The 17785-nt window shown below is 70.4% G+C and carries 14 protein-coding genes; 8 read left to right on the top strand and 6 right to left on the bottom strand.

The annotated features are described in order from the left end of the window. Positions 1-16 precede the first annotated feature (16 nt). The 6 genes from ACZ45E_RS26675 (at position 17) to ACZ45E_RS26650 (ending at position 9010) form a co-directional block, all read left to right on the top strand. Positions 17-1351, top strand: coding sequence for an alpha/beta hydrolase family protein (locus ACZ45E_RS26675; RefSeq protein WP_468224930.1), 1335 nt, complete (start codon positions 17-19; stop codon positions 1349-1351). 292 nt (positions 1352-1643) lie between these two features. Continuing rightward, positions 1644-3884: a HAMP domain-containing protein gene (locus ACZ45E_RS26670; protein ID WP_468224927.1), complete on the top strand. Its 2241-nt coding sequence runs from the start codon at positions 1644-1646 to the stop codon at positions 3882-3884. 16 nt (positions 3885-3900) lie between these two features. Continuing rightward, positions 3901-5367, top strand: coding sequence for a poly-gamma-glutamate synthase PgsB (gene pgsB / locus ACZ45E_RS26665; protein ID WP_468224924.1), 1467 nt, complete (start codon positions 3901-3903; stop codon positions 5365-5367). After that, on the top strand, positions 5364-5846 hold the full coding sequence (locus ACZ45E_RS26660; protein ID WP_356494683.1) for a poly-gamma-glutamate biosynthesis protein PgsC/CapC: 483 nt from the start codon (positions 5364-5366) through the stop codon (positions 5844-5846). Before pgsB ends, ACZ45E_RS26660 begins: the two co-directional genes overlap by 4 nt. Positions 5847-5887: 41 nt before the next feature. Further along, complete coding sequence (locus ACZ45E_RS26655) at positions 5888-6970, top strand: NlpC/P60 family protein (protein ID WP_468224920.1); 1083 nt, start codon at positions 5888-5890, stop codon at positions 6968-6970. 105 nt (positions 6971-7075) lie between these two features. Then, on the top strand, positions 7076-9010 hold the full coding sequence (locus ACZ45E_RS26650) for an ArnT family glycosyltransferase (protein WP_468224917.1): 1935 nt from the start codon (positions 7076-7078) through the stop codon (positions 9008-9010). A 654-nt stretch (positions 9011-9664) separates the two neighbouring features. Here ACZ45E_RS26650 and ACZ45E_RS26645 read toward each other — a convergent pair. Beyond that, the gene (locus ACZ45E_RS26645; RefSeq protein WP_468224915.1) at positions 9665-10003 is read right to left on the bottom strand and encodes a hypothetical protein; all 339 of its coding nucleotides are present in this window, start codon (positions 10001-10003) and stop codon (positions 9665-9667) included. Between the two features lie 227 nt (positions 10004-10230). Then, positions 10231-11001 carry a calcium-binding protein gene (locus tag ACZ45E_RS26640; protein ID WP_468224913.1) on the bottom strand — a complete coding sequence of 257 codons (771 nt, stop codon included), beginning with the start codon at positions 10999-11001 and terminating at the stop codon, positions 10231-10233. A gap of 460 nt (positions 11002-11461) precedes the next feature. On the opposite strand from ACZ45E_RS26640, the gene ACZ45E_RS26635 reads away from it, so the two are divergent. Beyond that, complete coding sequence (locus ACZ45E_RS26635) at positions 11462-12847, top strand: hypothetical protein (protein WP_468224911.1); 1386 nt, start codon at positions 11462-11464, stop codon at positions 12845-12847. 727 nt (positions 12848-13574) lie between these two features. On the opposite strand, the gene ACZ45E_RS26630 is transcribed toward ACZ45E_RS26635, so the two are convergent. After that, entirely contained in the window at positions 13575-14360 is a 786-nt protein-coding gene (locus tag ACZ45E_RS26630) for an alpha/beta fold hydrolase (protein ID WP_468224909.1), read from the bottom strand. 54 nt (positions 14361-14414) lie between these two features. Here ACZ45E_RS26630 and ACZ45E_RS26625 point away from each other — a divergent pair, with 54 nt between their 5' ends. Next, the gene (locus ACZ45E_RS26625; protein ID WP_468224906.1) at positions 14415-14828 is read left to right on the top strand and encodes a MarR family winged helix-turn-helix transcriptional regulator; all 414 of its coding nucleotides are present in this window, start codon (positions 14415-14417) and stop codon (positions 14826-14828) included. A gap of 41 nt (positions 14829-14869) precedes the next feature. Here ACZ45E_RS26625 and ACZ45E_RS26620 read toward each other — a convergent pair whose 3' ends face one another. From ACZ45E_RS26620 to ACZ45E_RS26610, 3 genes are all read right to left on the bottom strand, one after another. Next, a complete protein-coding gene (locus ACZ45E_RS26620; RefSeq protein ID WP_468224904.1) occupies positions 14870-16144 on the bottom strand; it encodes an MFS transporter in 1275 nt (424 codons plus the stop codon). Between the two features lie 206 nt (positions 16145-16350). Beyond that, positions 16351-17058: a type 1 glutamine amidotransferase domain-containing protein gene (locus ACZ45E_RS26615; RefSeq protein ID WP_468224902.1), complete on the bottom strand. Its 708-nt coding sequence runs from the start codon at positions 17056-17058 to the stop codon at positions 16351-16353. A 125-nt stretch (positions 17059-17183) separates the two neighbouring features. Beyond that, positions 17184-17771 (bottom strand): TetR/AcrR family transcriptional regulator, encoded by a 588-nt coding sequence (locus ACZ45E_RS26610; protein WP_468224900.1) that lies wholly within the window; start codon positions 17769-17771, stop codon positions 17184-17186. Between the last annotated feature and the right edge of the window lie 14 nt (positions 17772-17785).

Here is a 17785-nt window from a genome sequence, read left to right as displayed (position 1 = left end):
GCGCCACCGTCACAGAGTGATCGCCAAAGCGGTTGGTCCGGCGGGTGCGCTGGCCATCGCGCTGGCCGTGGGGACGACGCCGGCGATGGCCGCCGGAAAGACGTCCGACAAGCCTTCGCCCACCGGGTTGCCGGCCGAGCAGCCCGACCTGGCCGAGCAGCCCGACCCGGCCACGCCCTGGGCGCCCGAGAACGACGAGGCGCCGCTGCACCACAAGCCCGTACACCCCGAAGAGCTCAGGTCCGCCCGCGCGGCCCAGTCCCCTCAGCGGCTCACCATGCCCGCTCCGAGCGGACAGCACAGCGTGGGCATGGTCGGCCTGCACCTCGTCGACAAGTCCCGTACGGACCCGTACGTGTCCGGCGGCAAGGCTCGCGAGCTGATGGTGACGCTCTGGTATCCGGCCACCGCCACGTCCGGGCACTATCAGGCGCCGTGGATGTCGTCGATAGCCGGCGCCCACTTCCTCGCCTCGCGCGGGCTGACGACGCAGCAGGTGACCTTGCCGACCACCGCGGGCCACGTCCTCGCCCCGGTGAAGACCAGCCTCGGCAAGCTGCCCGTCCTGCTGTACTCGACCGGGCTGCACTCGGACCGCGCGATGGGCACCGGGCTCGCCCAGGATCTCGCCAGCCGCGGCTACCTCGTCGTCACCGTCGACCACACCCACGACGCCAACGAGGTGCAGTTCCCCGGCAGTCGGCTGGAGCTCAACAGGATGCCGTCGGGCGCCCACTCCTCCGACACGCTCAAGGTGCGCGCGGCGGACATCAAGTTCGTCATCAACGCCCTCGGCACGATCAGCAGCGGTGGCAACCCGGACGCCGGCCACGCGAAGCTCCCCTCGGGACTGTCGAAGTCGGTGGACACCTCCCGTATCGGAATGTTCGGCTGGTCGCTGGGGGGCGCGGCGGTCGCCGACGCCATGCAGCTCGACAAGCGGATCGACGCCGGCGCCAACCTGGACGGCCAGTTCTTCGGGACCGCGCCGAGCAAGGACCTGGACCGCCCCTTCATGCTGTTCAGCTCCGGCAACCACAACCGGAACAACGACAGCTCGTGGCGCACCATGTGGTCACACCTGAAGGGGTACCGGGTCGACATCAAGCTCGCCGGCGCGGCACACCTGTCGTTCAGCGACAACGAGTACCTGGTGCCGCAGTGGGCGCCCCTGCTCGGGCTCTCCAAGGCACAGGTCCAGAAGCAGTACGGCACGATCGACCCGAAGCGGGCGGTGAAGGTCCAGCGCGACTACCTCGCCGCCTTCTTCGACCAGGAGCTGCGCAAGAAGCACAGCACCCTGCTCGACAAGCCCAATGCCGCGTACCCGGAGATCTCCTTCGTCCGCTGAACGGACGTCCGAAGGGCCGGACCTGACCGCGGGTCCGCCCTCCGGCGCGCGCGGCGGCGGTTCCGCCGAGCCGCCGCCGCGCAGCGATTCGTGTCACGTACGCCACTCGGGGCGCAAATGTGATGGTCATGTGATCGCAGAACGCTAGGATGTTGGCTTTGTCGAACAATTGAGCGCTCGGCGCCGATTCGAGGAAGGACCCGCTGCCCTGTCCTCCGCACCACGGGCGCCGCGCCGGCACCGCACCCGCCGCCGCGCCGATATGCCGATGCTCGGCGGGATACGCCCGCCGGTGGCTTCAGTCGTCGTACTCCTGCTGATGGTCGCCGCCCTGGCCGTGGTCGGCCTGGAAGGTATCCACACCGCGGGCATCCCGCGGGCCGTACTGAACGGAGAGCAGCAGATCGCCGCGGACACCGCGCTGTCCCTGCGCACCGCGATCGACGCCGAGGCCGGTGCGGTGCGCCGCAAGGCCGAGGCATACCCGGCGACGAGCACCTCGACCCCCACGACCGCGCTCAAAGCGCTGGCCGCTGCCACAAAGGGCCCCTTCGGCCGTGCGCTCCTCGACGCGCGCACCGGGAGACTGCTGGCCACCAGCGGCAGGACCGTGCCGCTGGCCGGGGTGGACGTCGCCAAGACGGCGTCCGGACACAAGGAGATCCCGCCCCGGCTGGTGACGTCGGCCGGCACACGGCAACTGCTGTACTTCGCCGAGGTCACCCTGCCCGCGCAGCAGGACGAGCCTGACCAGGACCAGTACCAGGCCCCGAACCGGCCCGATCGGCAGTGGCTGCTGGTGGTCTGCGAGCCGCTCCCCGCCCCCACGGCGTACGGCGACGGACGCACCGCCCAGGTGCTGGACGCGAGCGGCACGTCGCTCGCCACCGCGGTCCGTGGCACGGCCTCTCCGGCTGCCGCACGCAGCGGTCTGCCCGCGAAGGCGGCGCGCGCGGCGCACAGTTCAAGGAGCGGCACCGACGCCTCGGGAAGCCTGCTGGGCGCCGCCTCCGGCGGCCTGCGCACCGTCGCCGGCTGGGCCCAGGTCGCCTCGGCGACCGGTCCGGGCGAGACCGACGACCTCGGTCTGGTGGTGCTCAGCTCCCGCGCGGCGCCCACCACGACCACCGCCGACGACTACTCGGGCTTCGCGCTCAAGGCGGCCGGGGCGCTGGCCGTGGTCGCACTGCTGCTCGGTCTGACGCTGTACTTCTCCTTCCAACGGCCGCTGCTGCGGGTGTACCTGTCCGCCGGCCGTCTGGCCCGGGGCGCGACCGGTGACGGGTCGGCCGCTCGGGCGGAGCTGTCCCGGCCGGTGCCGGTGCACGGTTTCGGGGAACTGGCGCGGATCGGGCGGGCCCTGGACTCGCTGCGCCGGCAACTGCTCGGCGAGAGCGGCCCGCAGGAGTTCCCGGCCCGGCGCGGACCGGGCTACCGGGCGCTGGCCGTGGCCGGAGTCGTGGTGGTGGCCTGCTGGTCGGTGCCGATGATCTTCATGCTGAACCGGGCGGACACCGCGACCGCGGTCCCGGCCGCGGTCCTCGCCGACCAGCAGGCGCGCACCGAGATCGCGACGAACCGCGTCCGGCAGTCCCTCGACCGGTCGTACACCGACCTGAGGGAGGCCGCCGCGAGCCTGCCGGGCCGCAGCCGGGAGGCCCAGGCAGAGGTCCTGCGCACGTCCCTCGCCGACCACAAGCAGTACCGCTCGCTGTATCTCCTGGACCACTCGGGCGGCATCACGCTGAGAGTGGGCGGCACACCGCTGCGCACCCTCGTCCACGTGCCCGGCGGTGGTGGGATCACCACCGTCAACACCTCGGGCCGGATACCGGCGATCGCCGCCTACGCGCAGGTACGGGCCGGCCAGGGCCAGACCCCGGCGGCCGGGGTGGTGCTGTTCGGCGAGATCGACGTGAAGGCGCTCAACTCCCTGCTGCCCAGGCCCAAACTGGGCAGCGTCTGGGTGACGGACCGCGACGACAGGGTCCTCGCGGCGAGCGTGGGCTACCGCGCCTTCCAGTCGCTGCCCGAGTCCGGTCTGACCCGTCTCGCCCGCGCCACCCAGGGCGCCCCGGGGACTGCGGGCACCGCGACCTCGGCGGTGCACAGCACGTCCTCCGGCCCCTCGGTCGACGCCGCCGCGCCGCTGGCGCAGACCGGCCCGACGGCCGGCCTCGGCTGGCACGTGGTGACCGCGGAGCCCGCGGCAGCGCTGCAGGTCCCCGCGGTCCAGGCCCAGCAGCGCACCATGCTCGCGGGCATCCTGGGCCTCGCTGTGAGCGTGGCCGGCCTGGGCTGGCTCCATGTCGTGGTGGTCCGGCCGCTGCGCGCGGTCGCGGCGCTCGCCGAGCGGCTCGCCGGCGGAGACCGCCGCACCGTGCTGCACCCGGTCAACCACGACGAGATCGGTTCGGTCACCCGCAATCTGGAGCTGGTGCGCCAGGTCCTGGCGGACCGCAACCGGGCGGTCAGAGCCGGTCAGTCCGCAGGGGTCGACCGGCCCCTGCACGAGACCACCCTCCAGCGGTAGAAGGACGGAAACCGGCGTGCTCTTTCTCTATGTCATCGTCCTGCTGTGCTGCGCCACTCTGTGGATCGCCGGAATCCTGGAGCAGCGGCGGCACTTCGCGTCGCTGGAGCAGATACCCACGCGGGTGCTGGTCAACGGCATCCGCGGCAAGAGTTCGATCACTCGGCTGTGCGCGGGCGCGCTGCGCGGCGGCGACCTGGTCACGGTGGCCAAGACCACCGGCACGGCCGCGCGGTTCATCCATCCGGACGCCACCGAGGAGCCGGTGTACCGCAAGTTCGGCATCGCCAACGTCGTCGAGCAGATCGGCATCGTACGGCGGGCGGCGACCTACCGGCCGGACGCGCTGGTGATCGAGTGCATGGCGGTGATGCCCGCGTTGCAGGAGATCAACCAGGAGAAGCTGATCCGTTCCACGATCGGCGTGCTGTGCAACGTCCGCGAGGACCATCTGGAGGAGATGGGGCCGACACTGGACGACGTCGCCCGCTCGCTCTCCCGCTCGATGCCGGTGGGCGGGGTGTGTGTGACGGCGGAGAAGGACCGGCTGCACATCCTCCAAGAGGAGGCCGACAAGCGGGACTGCCGCCTGATCGCGGTGGATCCGGAGTCGGTGTCCGACGCCGAACTGCGCGGTTTCAGCTGGTTCACCTTCAAGGAGAACGTGGCGATCGCGCTCGCCGTCGCCGAACTGCTCGGCGTGGAGCGGCAGACCGCGATGCAGGGCATGTGGGACGCGCCGCCCGATCCGGGCGTGCTGTCCGTGGAGCGCTACGTCACCCACGAGGGCAAGCGGCTGCGGTTCGCCAACGTCTTCGCGGCCAACGACCCCGAGTCGACGCTGATGAACGTCAAGCAGCTGGAGGACCTGGGCGCGATCCGGCGGCCGATCGGCGTGGTCATCAACTGCCGCCCGGACCGGGTGGAGCGCAACGGCCAGATGGGTACGATCGTCCCGGATCTCGGCGCCGAGACGGTCTTCCTGATCGGCCAACCGACCAAGAGCGCCCGCGACGCGATCCCGGCCGACTTCACCGGCCGGGTGGTGGATCTGGGTGGCGACCGCCGGGACCCCGGGGAGGTGACCGCGGCGATCCTCGCGGAACTCGGCCCGGACTCCTCGCTGGTGGCGATCGGCAACATCCACGGTCAGGGCGAGCTGTTCCTGGAGCGCCTCGCCGAACTGCCCCTGGACGACTCCGAGGACCTGTTGTTCGACGCCGTTCCCGACGGCGACGGTCTGGACCAGGAGACGATGCAGATCGCCATACCCCGGCAGCGGCTCTCGGTGGCCCGACCGCCCGAGCCGGAGCCGTACAGCTGGGTGGCGCCGCTGGAGACACCGACGTTCACCTTCCGCATCCCGGAGCAGCGCGACCTCGCCCACCGGGCCGCCGGCCGCCAGGACCGGCCCGACGACCGAAGCACCGCGGACAACCCGCACCAGTCCTACGATCCTTCCCAGTTCACGAGGAACCCGTGATCCCCGCCAATCTCAACGCACAGACCGCCGCACTGGGGATCGCCCTCGGGCTGGTCTTCTCGCTCGTCTGCTATCTGACCACCAACCTCAGCCCCGGGGGGATGATCACCCCGGGCTGGATCGCCCTCACACTCGTCACCGATGTGCGGATGGCCGGGCTGATGGTCGTCGTGGCGGTGGGAACGTACTTCCTGATGAAGCTGGTGCAGCGCACGGTGATTCTCTACGGCAAACGGCTGTTCGCCGCCGTCGTGCTGTGCGCGGTGCTGATGCAGACCACCGTGATGCTCGCCCTCAGCCACGAGTTCCCGCTGCTGTACACGTCACAGACCCTTGGCTTCATCGTCCCGGGCCTGGTCTCCTACCAGATGGCCCGCCAGCCGCTGGCGGCCACGGTCATCTCGACCAGCGCGGTGACCCTGGCCACCTACGTGGTGCTCGTCGCCGGTCTGTTGATCGGGGCCCTGCCCACCGGCTGACCCGTTCACCCCTCTCACCTCACAGTCCAGGAGGATCGGCCATGCATTCCGTACCAGACGGCAGGCGAACCGGCCCGACTCGCCGCGCCGTCTTCCGGACGATCGCGGGCGTGGCGGCCGCCGGAGCGGCGGGCGGTTACGCCTGGAACCGCTTCGGGTCCGACAGCGATGGTTCGGCCGGCGCGAACTCCGGCGCGAACTCCGGCCCGAGCGCCCGGCCCGACGGACCCCACACCTTCGAGCGGCTGTCCGCCCCCGGCCGCACCGTGGTCCGCGCCGACGACGGCGGCACGCTCGCCACCTTCACCGACGGCGCCCGTACGGCCGTACTCACCGGCCCCAGCCGCACCTTCAGCGAGCCGCGCACCACCGAGGCCACAGTGACCACCGACGCCTGGGTGCGGGTGCTGCCGCACACGTGGCAGCGGGGCGCGGAGAAGTCCGCCTGGTTCACGGGCTGGTTCCGCAAGGCACTCGGCGACACCAGCCCGGACGTCTTCGCCGTGGCGTTCCAGTACAGCAGCGCCGGAGCGCCCGCCAAACACAACGCCGACGGCGTGCGGTACGCGGGCACCGCGCACTTCGGCCCGCGCAATTCCGAGGTCGACAACCCGCTGGACTTCGCCTACCACGACGAGAAGTCCGACTTCTACGACTATCTGGGCACGGCGTGGACCTTCCCGGACGGCACGCGTGCGCAGCCGGAGACGGCCCGCTACGGCGATGTCGACTGCTCCGGCTTCCAGCGTCTGGTGTGGGGCTACCGCATGGGCATCCCCCTGCACAACACCAACACCCGGGGCGCCGGTCTGCCGCGCCGCGCCTTCGCGATCGCCGCCCACGGTCCCGGCCGCGTGGTGATCCCCCACACCGGCCGGGAGCAGGCCACCGACCTCGGTGTCCTGCAACCCGGCGACCTGGTCTTCTTCGCCATCATCAAGGACCGGCCGGACTTCATCGACCACTGCGGCATATACATGGGCCTGGACGACCAGGGCCGGCACCGCTTCTACTCCAGTCGCTCCGCCGCCAACGGCCCGACCCTGGGTGACCTGTCGGGCCGCTCACTGCTGGACGGCACCGACTTCTACGCCCGCGGCTTCCGGGCGGCCCGCCGCCTGTGACTCCGGCGCGTTCGTTCGATGCCGCCGCGGTCACCTGGCCGCGCGTGTGATGCCGCCGCGTGTGCACCGCCGCTTCACCTGACCTGCTGACCGAGGACCACTGCCATGACCGCCACACCCGCCGTCCAGCCCACCGGAGCCCAGCGCGGCCGTCGGGCGGCGACCCACCGCTCCGGACGCCCGGAGGACGCCCCGCGCTGGGAGCGCCCGGCGCTCGGCGCGGTACTGGCCGTTGCCACGGTGCTGTACTCCTGGGGCATCGGGCACGCCGCGCTCCACCCCTTCTACGGCGCGGCGATACGCTCGATGGCCGGCAGCCCGCGGGCCTTCTTCTTCGGTGGGCTCGACGTCGCCGGTTCGGTCAGCCTCGACAAGCTGCCCGGCGCCTTCTGGCCCGACGCCCTCTCCGTCTGGATCTTCGGCCCGCACACCTGGGCGGCAGCGCTTCCGCAGGTCGTCGAGGGCGTGCTCACCGTATGGCTGTTGCACCGGATCGTACGGGCCTGGGCCGGTCCGTTCGCCGCGCTGACCGCCGCGCTGGCACTCACCCTCACCCCGGTCACCGTGGCCCTCAACCGTGCCACGATCCCGGACACCGCGCTCACTCTGCTCCTGGTGGCGGCCGCCGGAGCGCTGCAGAAGGCGGTGCGCACCGAGCGGCTGCTGCCGTTGATCACCTGCGGGGTCTGGGTCGGCCTCGCCTTCCAGGCGAAGATGCTGCAGGCGTGGGTGGTGCTGCCGGTCTTCGCCGTCGTGTACCTACTCGTCGCGCCCGGCACGGCGTCGAAGCGGGCTGTGCGCGTCCTGCTAGGCGGTGCGGTCGCGTTGGCGGTCTCCTGCTCCTGGACGCTGATCGCCTGGCTGACACCGGCTTCCGACCACCCGTACTTCGACGGAACGTCCGGCAACGATCCGTTCGCCCTGGTCTTCGGCTACAACGGTTTGAGCCGTTTCAGCAGCGATCCCACCGCGTTCGGCGCCGTCCCGGGCACCGCCGCCAGCCGCACCACCGGCAACACCGGCTGGGACATGCTCATCAACCACACGGTCGGCCCGCAAGTCGCCTGGTTGCTGCCGCTCGCTGTGGTCGCCGCGGTCCTGGGCGTCGTCCGGCGCGCCGGACGACCGCGAACCGACCTGCCGCGCGCGGGGTTCTTGCTGTGGGGTGGCTGGCTGGCCGTGCACGTCGTGGTGTTCAGCGTCTCCAACGGCAACCACGTCTACTACACGGCCGTCATCGCCCCGGCGATCGCCGCGCTGACCGGTGGCGGGCTCGCGCTCTTCCGATCGGAGTACGAGGCGAAGTACGAGCCGGAGCAGAACGCGGAGTACGAAGCGGTCGGCCGACGGCACCTGGTGCTGCCGGCGGTGATCGCGCTGACGACGGCGTGGGCGCTGATCCTGGACTGGCCGACGCGATTTCTCTCATGGCTGTTGCCGGTCGCTGTGATGCTCGCACTGTGCGGAGTGGTGGGCCTGTGGAGCCGCGGGCCGCGCACCTCCCCACGGCGGATCCACGCCGCCCTCGCCGCCGGGGTCGCGGCCACCCTGGTCGTACCGGCCGGGTGGGCCGTCTCCAGCCTCGACCCGCTCTACGCGGGCGCCGCCACCTCGCCGATGGCCGGTCCGGTCGGCAAGTCGTACTACGAGCATCCCCGTCACGCTCCGCGCAGGAGAGGGCTCGACCGGCCCAGCGCCCGTGACACCGCCCTGCTCGACTACCTCACCGCGCACCGCCACGGCGAGAAGTACCTCGTTGCCACCCAGGCCGCCTACACCGCCGAGCCGCTGCTGCGGGCCAAGTCCGAACCCGTCCTCGTGATGGGCGGCTTCACCGGTATCACCCCCTTCCCGACCGCTCAGCAGCTCGGCAGCCTCGTCACCACCCACCAACTGCGTTATGCGCTGCTCACCACCCAGCGCCCCACCACGTCCGCCACCACCTGGGTGAAGAACCACTGCACGCGCGTCCGGCCCACCGCCTACGGGCTCCGCACCGACGGCAGCTTCACCCTCTACGACTGCGCGCACCCGAGGTGAGGCGACGCCCGCCCGGTCAGATTCACTGCCCTTCCGGCCGTCCTCGGTGACCACTTTCGGACAGAGTCCGCATCTGGAAAACGGGGCACCCGAACGGGTACGGCACCGGAGCTCGTCCGCGGTAAGAGCCTGTCTTTGAACCCCCGTCGGCCCGAGAGCTTGGGGGAGTGTGTGCCGGGCGTCGGGGCGCAGGCGGGGGTTCAAAGACAGGCTCTAAGTCGCCAGCCGGCGGTCTTGCCCAGCGGCGGTCGTGGCGCACCGGCGCTGGGCCGGCCGGGGCTGTTGATATCCCGCCCCGGCCCAAGGGCAGGAGACAGCACAGGCAGTGCGGTACGCACCCGATCCCTCACGGGGCAGTTCTTGCGGACGGTCCGCCGCCGCGACACCTACGGCGGTTCAGCCCCGCCCCGACACCCTCCTCCCCGTTCAACACCCGGGCAGCGAGAGCGATCCTGCCGTCCGCGACGCCCTCGGCCAGGCAGCCCTCGCCGGGTGGAACGCAGCGTAGAGCTACGTGGCGTCTCCTCGACGGCTCATGCCCCGCGGCCGGGATGCTCGACATCCGGACCACGACGGTCGGCTTGCCGCCGGGGCGGGGGCCGGGCATGCGGGGTGCCGAGCCCCGCCGTGTCTCCCCCGTCGCGGTGGGGCTCCTCAGCGCTGACGGCACGTCAAGGAAGGCGCCCCGGAATGCGGGGTCGCCTTGGTCGAGACGCCTCGATCAGGGCGGCTCGAAGGGCGGATCACAAGAGGTTGCCTGACTCCATCGGCAGGTCCTCCGGCCATGGGTCGTCGTACAGCGATTCCCTGCCCCCCCATCCGGGCGTACTCCGCTTCGCGCCAGTCCGGAGGGCTGGAGACGACGAAGCTGTCGCCGTCCGGGTCCAGCATCCAGGTGCAGGCCGCGTCGTCGGACTCCAGCCCGTGCCGCTCGGCCAGCACGATGAACTGTTCGGGGTCCGCACGACGGATATGCACGTCGATGTGGGTCAAGAGCCCTTCATCAACAACGCGTCGCTATGCAGGTACAACTGCCGGTGCGTCGTGGTGAAGGCGACCACGCGAAACAGCCTTCCGGCGCGAAGGAACTCCGCCATACCCAGCCTCTCCCTACACCACGACTCAGACACCAGCTCTCACTGGCCAACCGGCAACCCTTGAGCTCGCCCCGAGGCCAGCGCTACGCCATGCGCTGCCCTCGCCGGCTGCGCAGCCCGCGCCTAGCGGACATCGACGAAGTCGGCACCGGTCGTGACGGGGACGGTGGTCGAGGTGCCGGCGAACGACAAACGCCAGTCGCCGTCGGTGGCGGCCTTGACGGTGGTCTTCACCGCCCCGCCGCTGCCCGTGGTCACCGTCTTCACGGTCGCGTAGGCGCCGGCGCCCTTCTTGCGGAACTGCAGCTTCACCGGCTGGCCGCTGTAACCCCCGTACGTGTACGTCTCCCAGCTCGCTCGGGTCAGCTTGCCGGTCACCGTGAGCGTCTTGCCCTTTTTCACCGGCTCGGGCGCGGCGTTGACCGTCATCGTGGAGTAGCGGCGGACCTTGACGGTGGCGGCGGCGTCCTTGCTGATGTAGTCGCCGTCGTTGCCGCTGATGGGGATGCTGGCCTTCCAGGTCCCGGCCGTGGTGTTGTCCTGCGGATCGCCCCGCGGGTCCAGGGTCATGTGGTAGGTGCAGGTGCTGATGGTGGTGTCCGCATGGGGCACACAGTTCCCGGTGGAGGGGCTGTCCGGGGTGATCAGTCCCTTGGTGCCGTTCCACAGCGAGGGGACGGTGTAGTCCTCCTTGATGCCCGAATCGTCACCGGCAGTGACCTGCAGGGTGAACTTCTTCGCCTTGGTGGTGCCCAGGGCGATGTCGTGACCGCCGTTGATCACCACCTTCAGGATCCGGGTGTCACCGTCGTGCTGGTCCGCCTGGGCAGCGCCCGGCACGGCGAACACGGATATCACTCCGACAGCGACGGCCCCGACGGCCCGCTTCATCATCAATGTTCTTCCCTCAACCGAACTGAACAAGAGGCCGCGACGACCTGATTCACGGTTGCCCGACCCGCTTCAGTGGATCTGAAGCGTCGATGACGACTCGCCAGAGCGCGGAAGAGTTGTACGTGAGGACGTCACGCAGTTCCCCAGCCGGAAGTTCATGATCTTCCCCAGGGGGATTCCGGGGTCCACGTCACAGGTGCTGTCGGATGGAGAGGGCACCGATACTCCGGCCTGACGAGTGACGAGTGACGGGTGACGAGTGATGAGTGACGAGTGGCGAGTGGCGAGTGGCGAGTGGCGAGCGTCGAGAGGCTTCACCACTCCGCGTGGTGCGAGCCGCCGACTCCCATAGCCGGATGCCTCAATTGACCAGCTAGAGGGAACTTGTTGTCGCACTCGACGACCGCGGCGGTACGGAGGATGACCACGTCCCACGTAAGGGCGAGTAAGAATGTGGCCCGTGCATATACAACCTCAAAGAAGACTGCGCGCGGTACTGACCGCGGGCGCCGCCATCCTGGCGCTCGGCCTGTCGGGCGCCCCGGCGCAGGCCGCCCCGGGCGACAACCCCGGCGCACTCACGCCGCTCACGTCCGCCACCGAACTCGGCAAGCTGCAACTGCTCGAACACCGCGTGCCGGAGGCCTCGCTCGACAACCTGGCCACGGAGATGGGTACGTCGCGCGGCGTCGACACCGTTCTGGCCAGTGCGAACCATCCCATGCGCAACACGGCCGACTGTGACGCCACCGAGCGCGCCGCGCTCCCGGTCAGCCCCGCCGCCACGGACTCGTACTGCTGGGACACCGGCGACGCGACGACGCAGAGCTGGCTGCCGCAGTCCGTGACCACGTCCGGTGACGCCGACGACGACGGCATGTGGGGCACCAACAAGGTGATCCTCGCGGGGTGGACGCACAACGACAGCAAGGCAGGCGAACCGGCCGCCGACGACCACCTGGCCCGCGTCGCCTTCATCGACGCGAACGACCCGAAGAACCTCAAGTACCGCTGGGTGCTCCTGGTCATCCCGATCAACGGCGGCACCAACTACAAGAAGCTCGAGTCGCACCTCGGCGGCATGGTCTGGTACCAGGACAAGCTGATCGTGACCGCCAGCAACGGCGACAGCAACCACAATGCCCTCTACGTCTACGACATGAGCCGCATCCTGCAGGCCACCGTCAACAGCAGCGCCATCGGCAAGGTCGACGGCGGCTGGTCGGCCCACGGCTACCAGTACGTGATGCCCGCGATCGGCTCGTACAGCCTGACCGGCGGCGCCTGCACCTCGACGAACGACAACGCGGCGCCGTGCTTCGCCTCCATCTCCCTCGACCGCACCTCGACCCCGGACAGCCTGGTCGCCAACGAGTGGTTCTCCTCGGGCGGCAGCGAGCAGGCCCGCGTGTGGCGTTACTACTTCTCGACGGCGGCCGACCGCCCCGGCTTCCTGGGTATCGACGGCAACAGCCACGCCAACGCCGACGAGGCGTACGAGACGAAGGCGGTCGGCCTCCAGGGCGTCCTCTCCCACAAGCCGACCGGCGCGACCGCGCCGAACTGGTACGTCGACGACGCCCGCGGCGGCGTCGGCCAGCACGGCATCCTGTGGCGGCAGAACGCCTCCGGCGCGATGGCCGCGGCCAACTGCGGCACCGACCAGACCTACGCGTGCTGGGGCAAGCACACCGAGTCGATGTCGTACTGGCAGAGCACCGGCGAGGTGTGGACGCTGACCGAGTGGGCGGCGAACGCCCAAGCGGAGTGGAAGGATCCGGCCATCCCGGAGCGCGTCCTGTTCGCGACACCGCTGTCGTCCATCGACAGCACACTGCACAGCTGAGCGTGGAGCCAGGGCGGCCGAACACGTACGCCGCCCTGGCTCCCTGCCCACCTCGCACTCCTCACGCGCCTGGCCCGGCCTCACGCCCCTCGGAACGCCAGGCGCCCACGGTGTCCCCCCGTCTCCGCTGCGACCGACGCGGCGAGCAGCGGCAGGGCCGGTTCGACCTCCAGGTGACACCCGACGTCGATCCCGTCACGATCCTGGCCCCTCAGGAGGTCCCCAGGACGTGGCGGTCGCGGCTCGCGCCCACCATCCGTCGCTCGTGGAGTGCAACAGGCCGAGGCCGAGCGGGCCGTGGCAGGCGATGAGGTAACCGATCCCCTGGGCCGAGGAGAGGTGCGCGTCGTGCCGACTCCGCCGCGCCCACGGGCACAACACTGACCGCGTTGCTCCGGACCGGCCCGGGCACACAGTCGACTCTCGTCCACGTCGGCGACACCAGCGTCCGGCTGCTGCGCGACGGCGAGTTGTTCCGGATCACGCACGATCACACGTTGGTTCAGTCGTTGGTCGACGAGGGCCGTCTCACATCGTAGGAGGCACTCTCCCGCCCTCAGCGCTCCCTTCTCGTACGATCCCTCGGCCGACCCGCCGACGAGAACGAGAGCGAAGAGGAGGGCCACGGCGCCGACTTGGACCCCGTAGCCGGGTGTGCACGGGGGCGGCGCGGGGCCCGGCCCCCACTCGGCCGGGCACGGAGAAGCGCCCTGTACACGTTGACGTGTCAGGCGTTTGCCAGGAACGGGTCGATCGCCGCCCACGTCGACTCCGGGGCTTCCAGGTGTGGGAGGTGCCCGGCTTCCGGGATCTCGACGAACTGTGCGCCGGGCACCGCCTGTGCGACAGCACGCCCGTATTCCGGCGTGACGATCCGGTCACTCTCGCCCCACACCACGAGCGTCGGGACGTTCACCGCGCCGAGCCGGCCGAGCAGCGTCGGGTCGCTCATGCTGGTGCCGGCGACGGCGGCCATCGTGCGTCCGTTCGACTGCTGGATGGCACGCTGCTCATCGGTGAAGCCGGCCGGGTCGACATATCCGCGCTCCGGGTCGTGCCACGCGGCTGCGGCGAGACCGCGTGCGTCAAGGGCGAAGAAGTCCGCGACAGGCTCGCCCTCGACCACCGCGCCGACCCCGTCGATGACGACCACGGCCCCGACCAATCCCGCGTACCGCTGGTGGTGGGCGGCCTGTGCCGCCATCTCGAGAGCGATCCACCCGCCGATCGAGGACCCGATCAGCACGACGTCGTGCTCTTCGTGCTCGAGCAGGCGCGCGAGGTAGGCGGTCGCGAGCTGGGCGACCGAGCCGATCGAGTCGGGCCGCGCTGTGCCGTCCCAGCCGGGATGCGTCGGCGCCAACGCGTGCAGGGTGGCTTCGAGATGACCGACTATGGGCGCGACGGTGCGGGGGCCGCCGCCCCCGTGCAGCACCAGCGCGGTACGTGCCTCGGGGGCGCCGGCCTGGAGGACGAGGAGGTTCTCCGGAAGGGTGGGAAGTGCGATGGGCATGACGCTCCTCGGTGAATCAACATGTTTATATACGGACGTTGATACGGTAGCACCATGGCGACGGACCTTGAACTTCTCGGGCATGCGATCAAACGTGCGCAGTACCGCAACCACCGCACGATGGACGGCGCGCTACGCAAGATCGGCATCAGCCTCGTCCAGTGGGATGCTCTGCGCGCCATCGAGCGTGTGCCGGGGGCTTCCGGGCACGAGCTCGCCATTGCGACGTTCCAGAGCGACCAGGCGTTCGGCACCCTCGCGAACCGGCTGGAGGATCGTGGGCTCATCGTCCGGTCCGCAGGACACGGGCGGCGCGTCGAGCACACTCTCACCGCGGCGGGTCATGCGGCACTGACAGAGGGGCGGCAAGTGTCGATCAGCGTGCTGGAAGACCTCTTCGCCCCTCTCGACGAGGCGCAACGCAGCGAGTTGCTTCGCACGCTGAGGGAACTCACCGAAGAGACGTGACCAGAACACACGCGGCCCGGCTCGCGGATGGCGGGCCGCGGTCAACGCGCCTGCCGGGGCCAGGCGGTGAAGGTCAGTGCCATCGCGGCCATCGCGAGTCCGGATCCGGCGACGAGTACGAGGACCGGATTCCACAGGCTGCTCAGCGCCTGCACGAGTACGGGGAAGGCGAAGCCGGCGTAGGCGAGGCTGTAGAAGACGGCCATCGCGGTGGCCGCGTGCTGCGCAGGGGCCAGCGATTCCACCAACCGCAACCCGCTGACCAGGAGGATGCCGTAGGCCGAGCCCAGAACGACAGCGGCGGGCAACAAGGCCGCCAGGGAACCGGTGCCCGCGGTGAGCGCTGCGAGGAGCATGCCGACGGTCGCGGCCGTCATGCCTGTGCGGAAGGGGGCCGCCGGGGAGCGTCGTGCGAGTCGGCCCGCCCACGGCTGTACCGCGATGCCGGTGCCCAGCGTGATCGCGGCGACGATGCCGCTTGCGACGGGGCCGAAGTCGCCGAGGGACACCAGCGCGGGAAGCGCTGTGAAGGAGACGGTGGCGGCCCCGAAGATCCATGGTGCCGTGGGGAGTACGACGGCCAAGAAGGCGCGGCTCGTCAGATAGGTGCCGCGCCGACGGTCTGCCGCCGGGCGGCGGGTCTCCGGCCCGAGGTGGCGTCGGGCAGTCTCAGGGGCTTGGAACACGAGGGGCAGGACCAGTGCCACGAGCGCGATGTGGACGAGGTAGGACGTGGTCCTCGGTGAGGGAAGCCACTGGACGAGGGCCCCGGACAGCAGGGGGCCGGCCGCGAAGCCGGCTGTCAGCGCGACTGCCGCCCGTCGCGCTCCCAGGCCGCGCGTCTGTGCCGTGTCGGACAGTTCCTTGATCCATGCCGTTCCCGGCCCGAACGCGGCGCCGGCGCTGATCCCGATGAGGATGCGCCCGATGAGGGTCGGCGCGAACGCCCCGCCCGCGAGCCAGAGCACCGCCGAGCCGAGCGCGGAGAGCAACAGCGCGGTGAGGAGCGCCCGGCGGCGGCCGACACGGTCCGAGACCCGCGCGGCGATCAACAGGGCCGGGACGAGTCCCAACGCGTAGGCCCCGAAGAGGCCGTCGGCCCGGGTCCCGTTCAGGTGGGCGTAGGCGTGGAGCAGGGAGGCGAACATGTTCGCTCCCCATCCGACGACGAAGACGGCGGCAGCGGGCCGGGTCCAGGCGAAACGTGCGGCCCGTGGTGCAACGCGGGTTCCGCGGTCTGTCCTGGCCGGCGACGTCGGGGCGGCCGACTGGTGTGTCGGAGCGTCGGGGGCGTGCGTGCGGGTTTGTACGAGCATTGGTGTTCAGTCCCTGCTCTGCTGCTGGACGGCGTCGGTGATCGGTGTGGGGCCTGCGGTGAGTTCGAGGATCTTGCGGCGCGGCTCGCCCCGCGCCGCACAGGACGGCGGGTTGACCGCCCCGCTGTTCCCGCCGGGCCGGGGCCGTGGAGGCCCCCGGCCCGGCGGGGTCGTCGAGCCGCTCGCGCAGCATCACGAGCAGACGTTCACGCACCGGCCCTGTCGGTCTCGGCGCGCTTGGCGACGAAGGCGATGAGTGCGTCGGCGGCCGGGCCGGAGGAGGCGGGGTTCTGCCCCGTGATCAGCAGGCCGTCCCGCAGGACGTACGGCGCCCAGTCGTCGCCCTTGGAGTAGTCGCCGCCGAGCCGGACGAGTTCGTCCTCGACCAGGAAGGGGACCACGTCGGTGAGCTGGACACCCTCTTCCTCGCTGTTGGTGAACCCGGTGACCTTCCTTCCCCGAACCAGTGGCGTGCCGTCCGCGTTCACCGCGTGCCGCAGGACGCCAGGGGCGTGGCAGACCAGAGCCAGCGGCTTGCCGGCACGCAGGGTGGTCTCGATCAGGCGGACGGAGGTGGCGTCCTCGGCGAGGTCCCACAGGGGGCCGTGGCCGCCGGGGTAGAAGACGGTATCGAAGTCGTCGGCGGCCACGGAGTCGAGGCGGACGGTGTGGGCGAGAGCGGCCATGGCCTCGGAGTCGGCCTCGAAGCGGCGGGTCTCGTCGGTCTGGTTGGCGGGTTCGTTGCTCTTGGGGTCCAGCGGGGGTCGGCCGCCCTGGGGAGAGGCGAGCACGAGGTCGGCGCCGGCGTCGCGGAAGCGGTAGTAGGGGGCGGCCAACTCCTCCAGCCAGAAGCCGGTCTTGCGGCCGGTGTCGCCGAGCTTGTCGTGCGAGGTGAGAACGATGAGGACCTTCATGGTTACTGCTCCTTGGGGTGATGTTCCGGGACGACTGGCCGAGTAGACCGGTCGTCTCTGTGTGGCGAAAAAACGCGCACCCGCACGGTGCAATGGCCATGCGGCGCCGCGTCGCAGGGAGGGTGCTACAGGTGCAGGAGTCGGCGGGTGACCGTCATGGCGGTCACCAAGGGGTCGGTGTCCCGATGGATCTTGGTCATGACGCTGGCGCCGAGCCACATGCCGTACAGGGTTTGCGCGGTGGTGCGGGCGTCGTCGTCGACCGCGAGCGAGCCGTCCTCCAGACCTGCGGAGATCGCCCGTTCCAGGCGGTCGACGATGGCGGTGGTGCCCTCCTTGAGCGCGAGCCGCATCGACTCCGACAGGTCGGAGACCTCCGCACCGAGCTTGACGGCCAGGCATTTGCCCTGACAGTCATCGACGCTCTGCGTCTCGCGCCAGCCCTGCCAGTAGTTCATCAGCCGCTGCGCCGCCGTCACTCCCGGCTCGGCGAAGATGCCGTCCATGTCAGCGAGGTAGTCGCTGAAGTACGACCGCATCATCGCCTCGCCGAAGGCGTCCTTGGAGTTGAAGTAATGGTAGAAGGACCCCTTGGGCACTCCGGCCTCGGTGAGGACCTCGTTGATCCCCACTGCCGCGAATCCCTTGTGGGACATGATCCGCTGAGCCGTGTCGAGAATGCTGCGGCGCGTGTCGCCCTGAGTGACTGGCATGCCTTTATCCTACT

Source organism: Streptomyces sp. NPDC030991 (genome assembly GCF_055571235.1).
The sequence above is the reverse complement of the archived record's forward strand: the minus strand, read 5'-3'. Positions and strand labels throughout refer to the sequence as shown.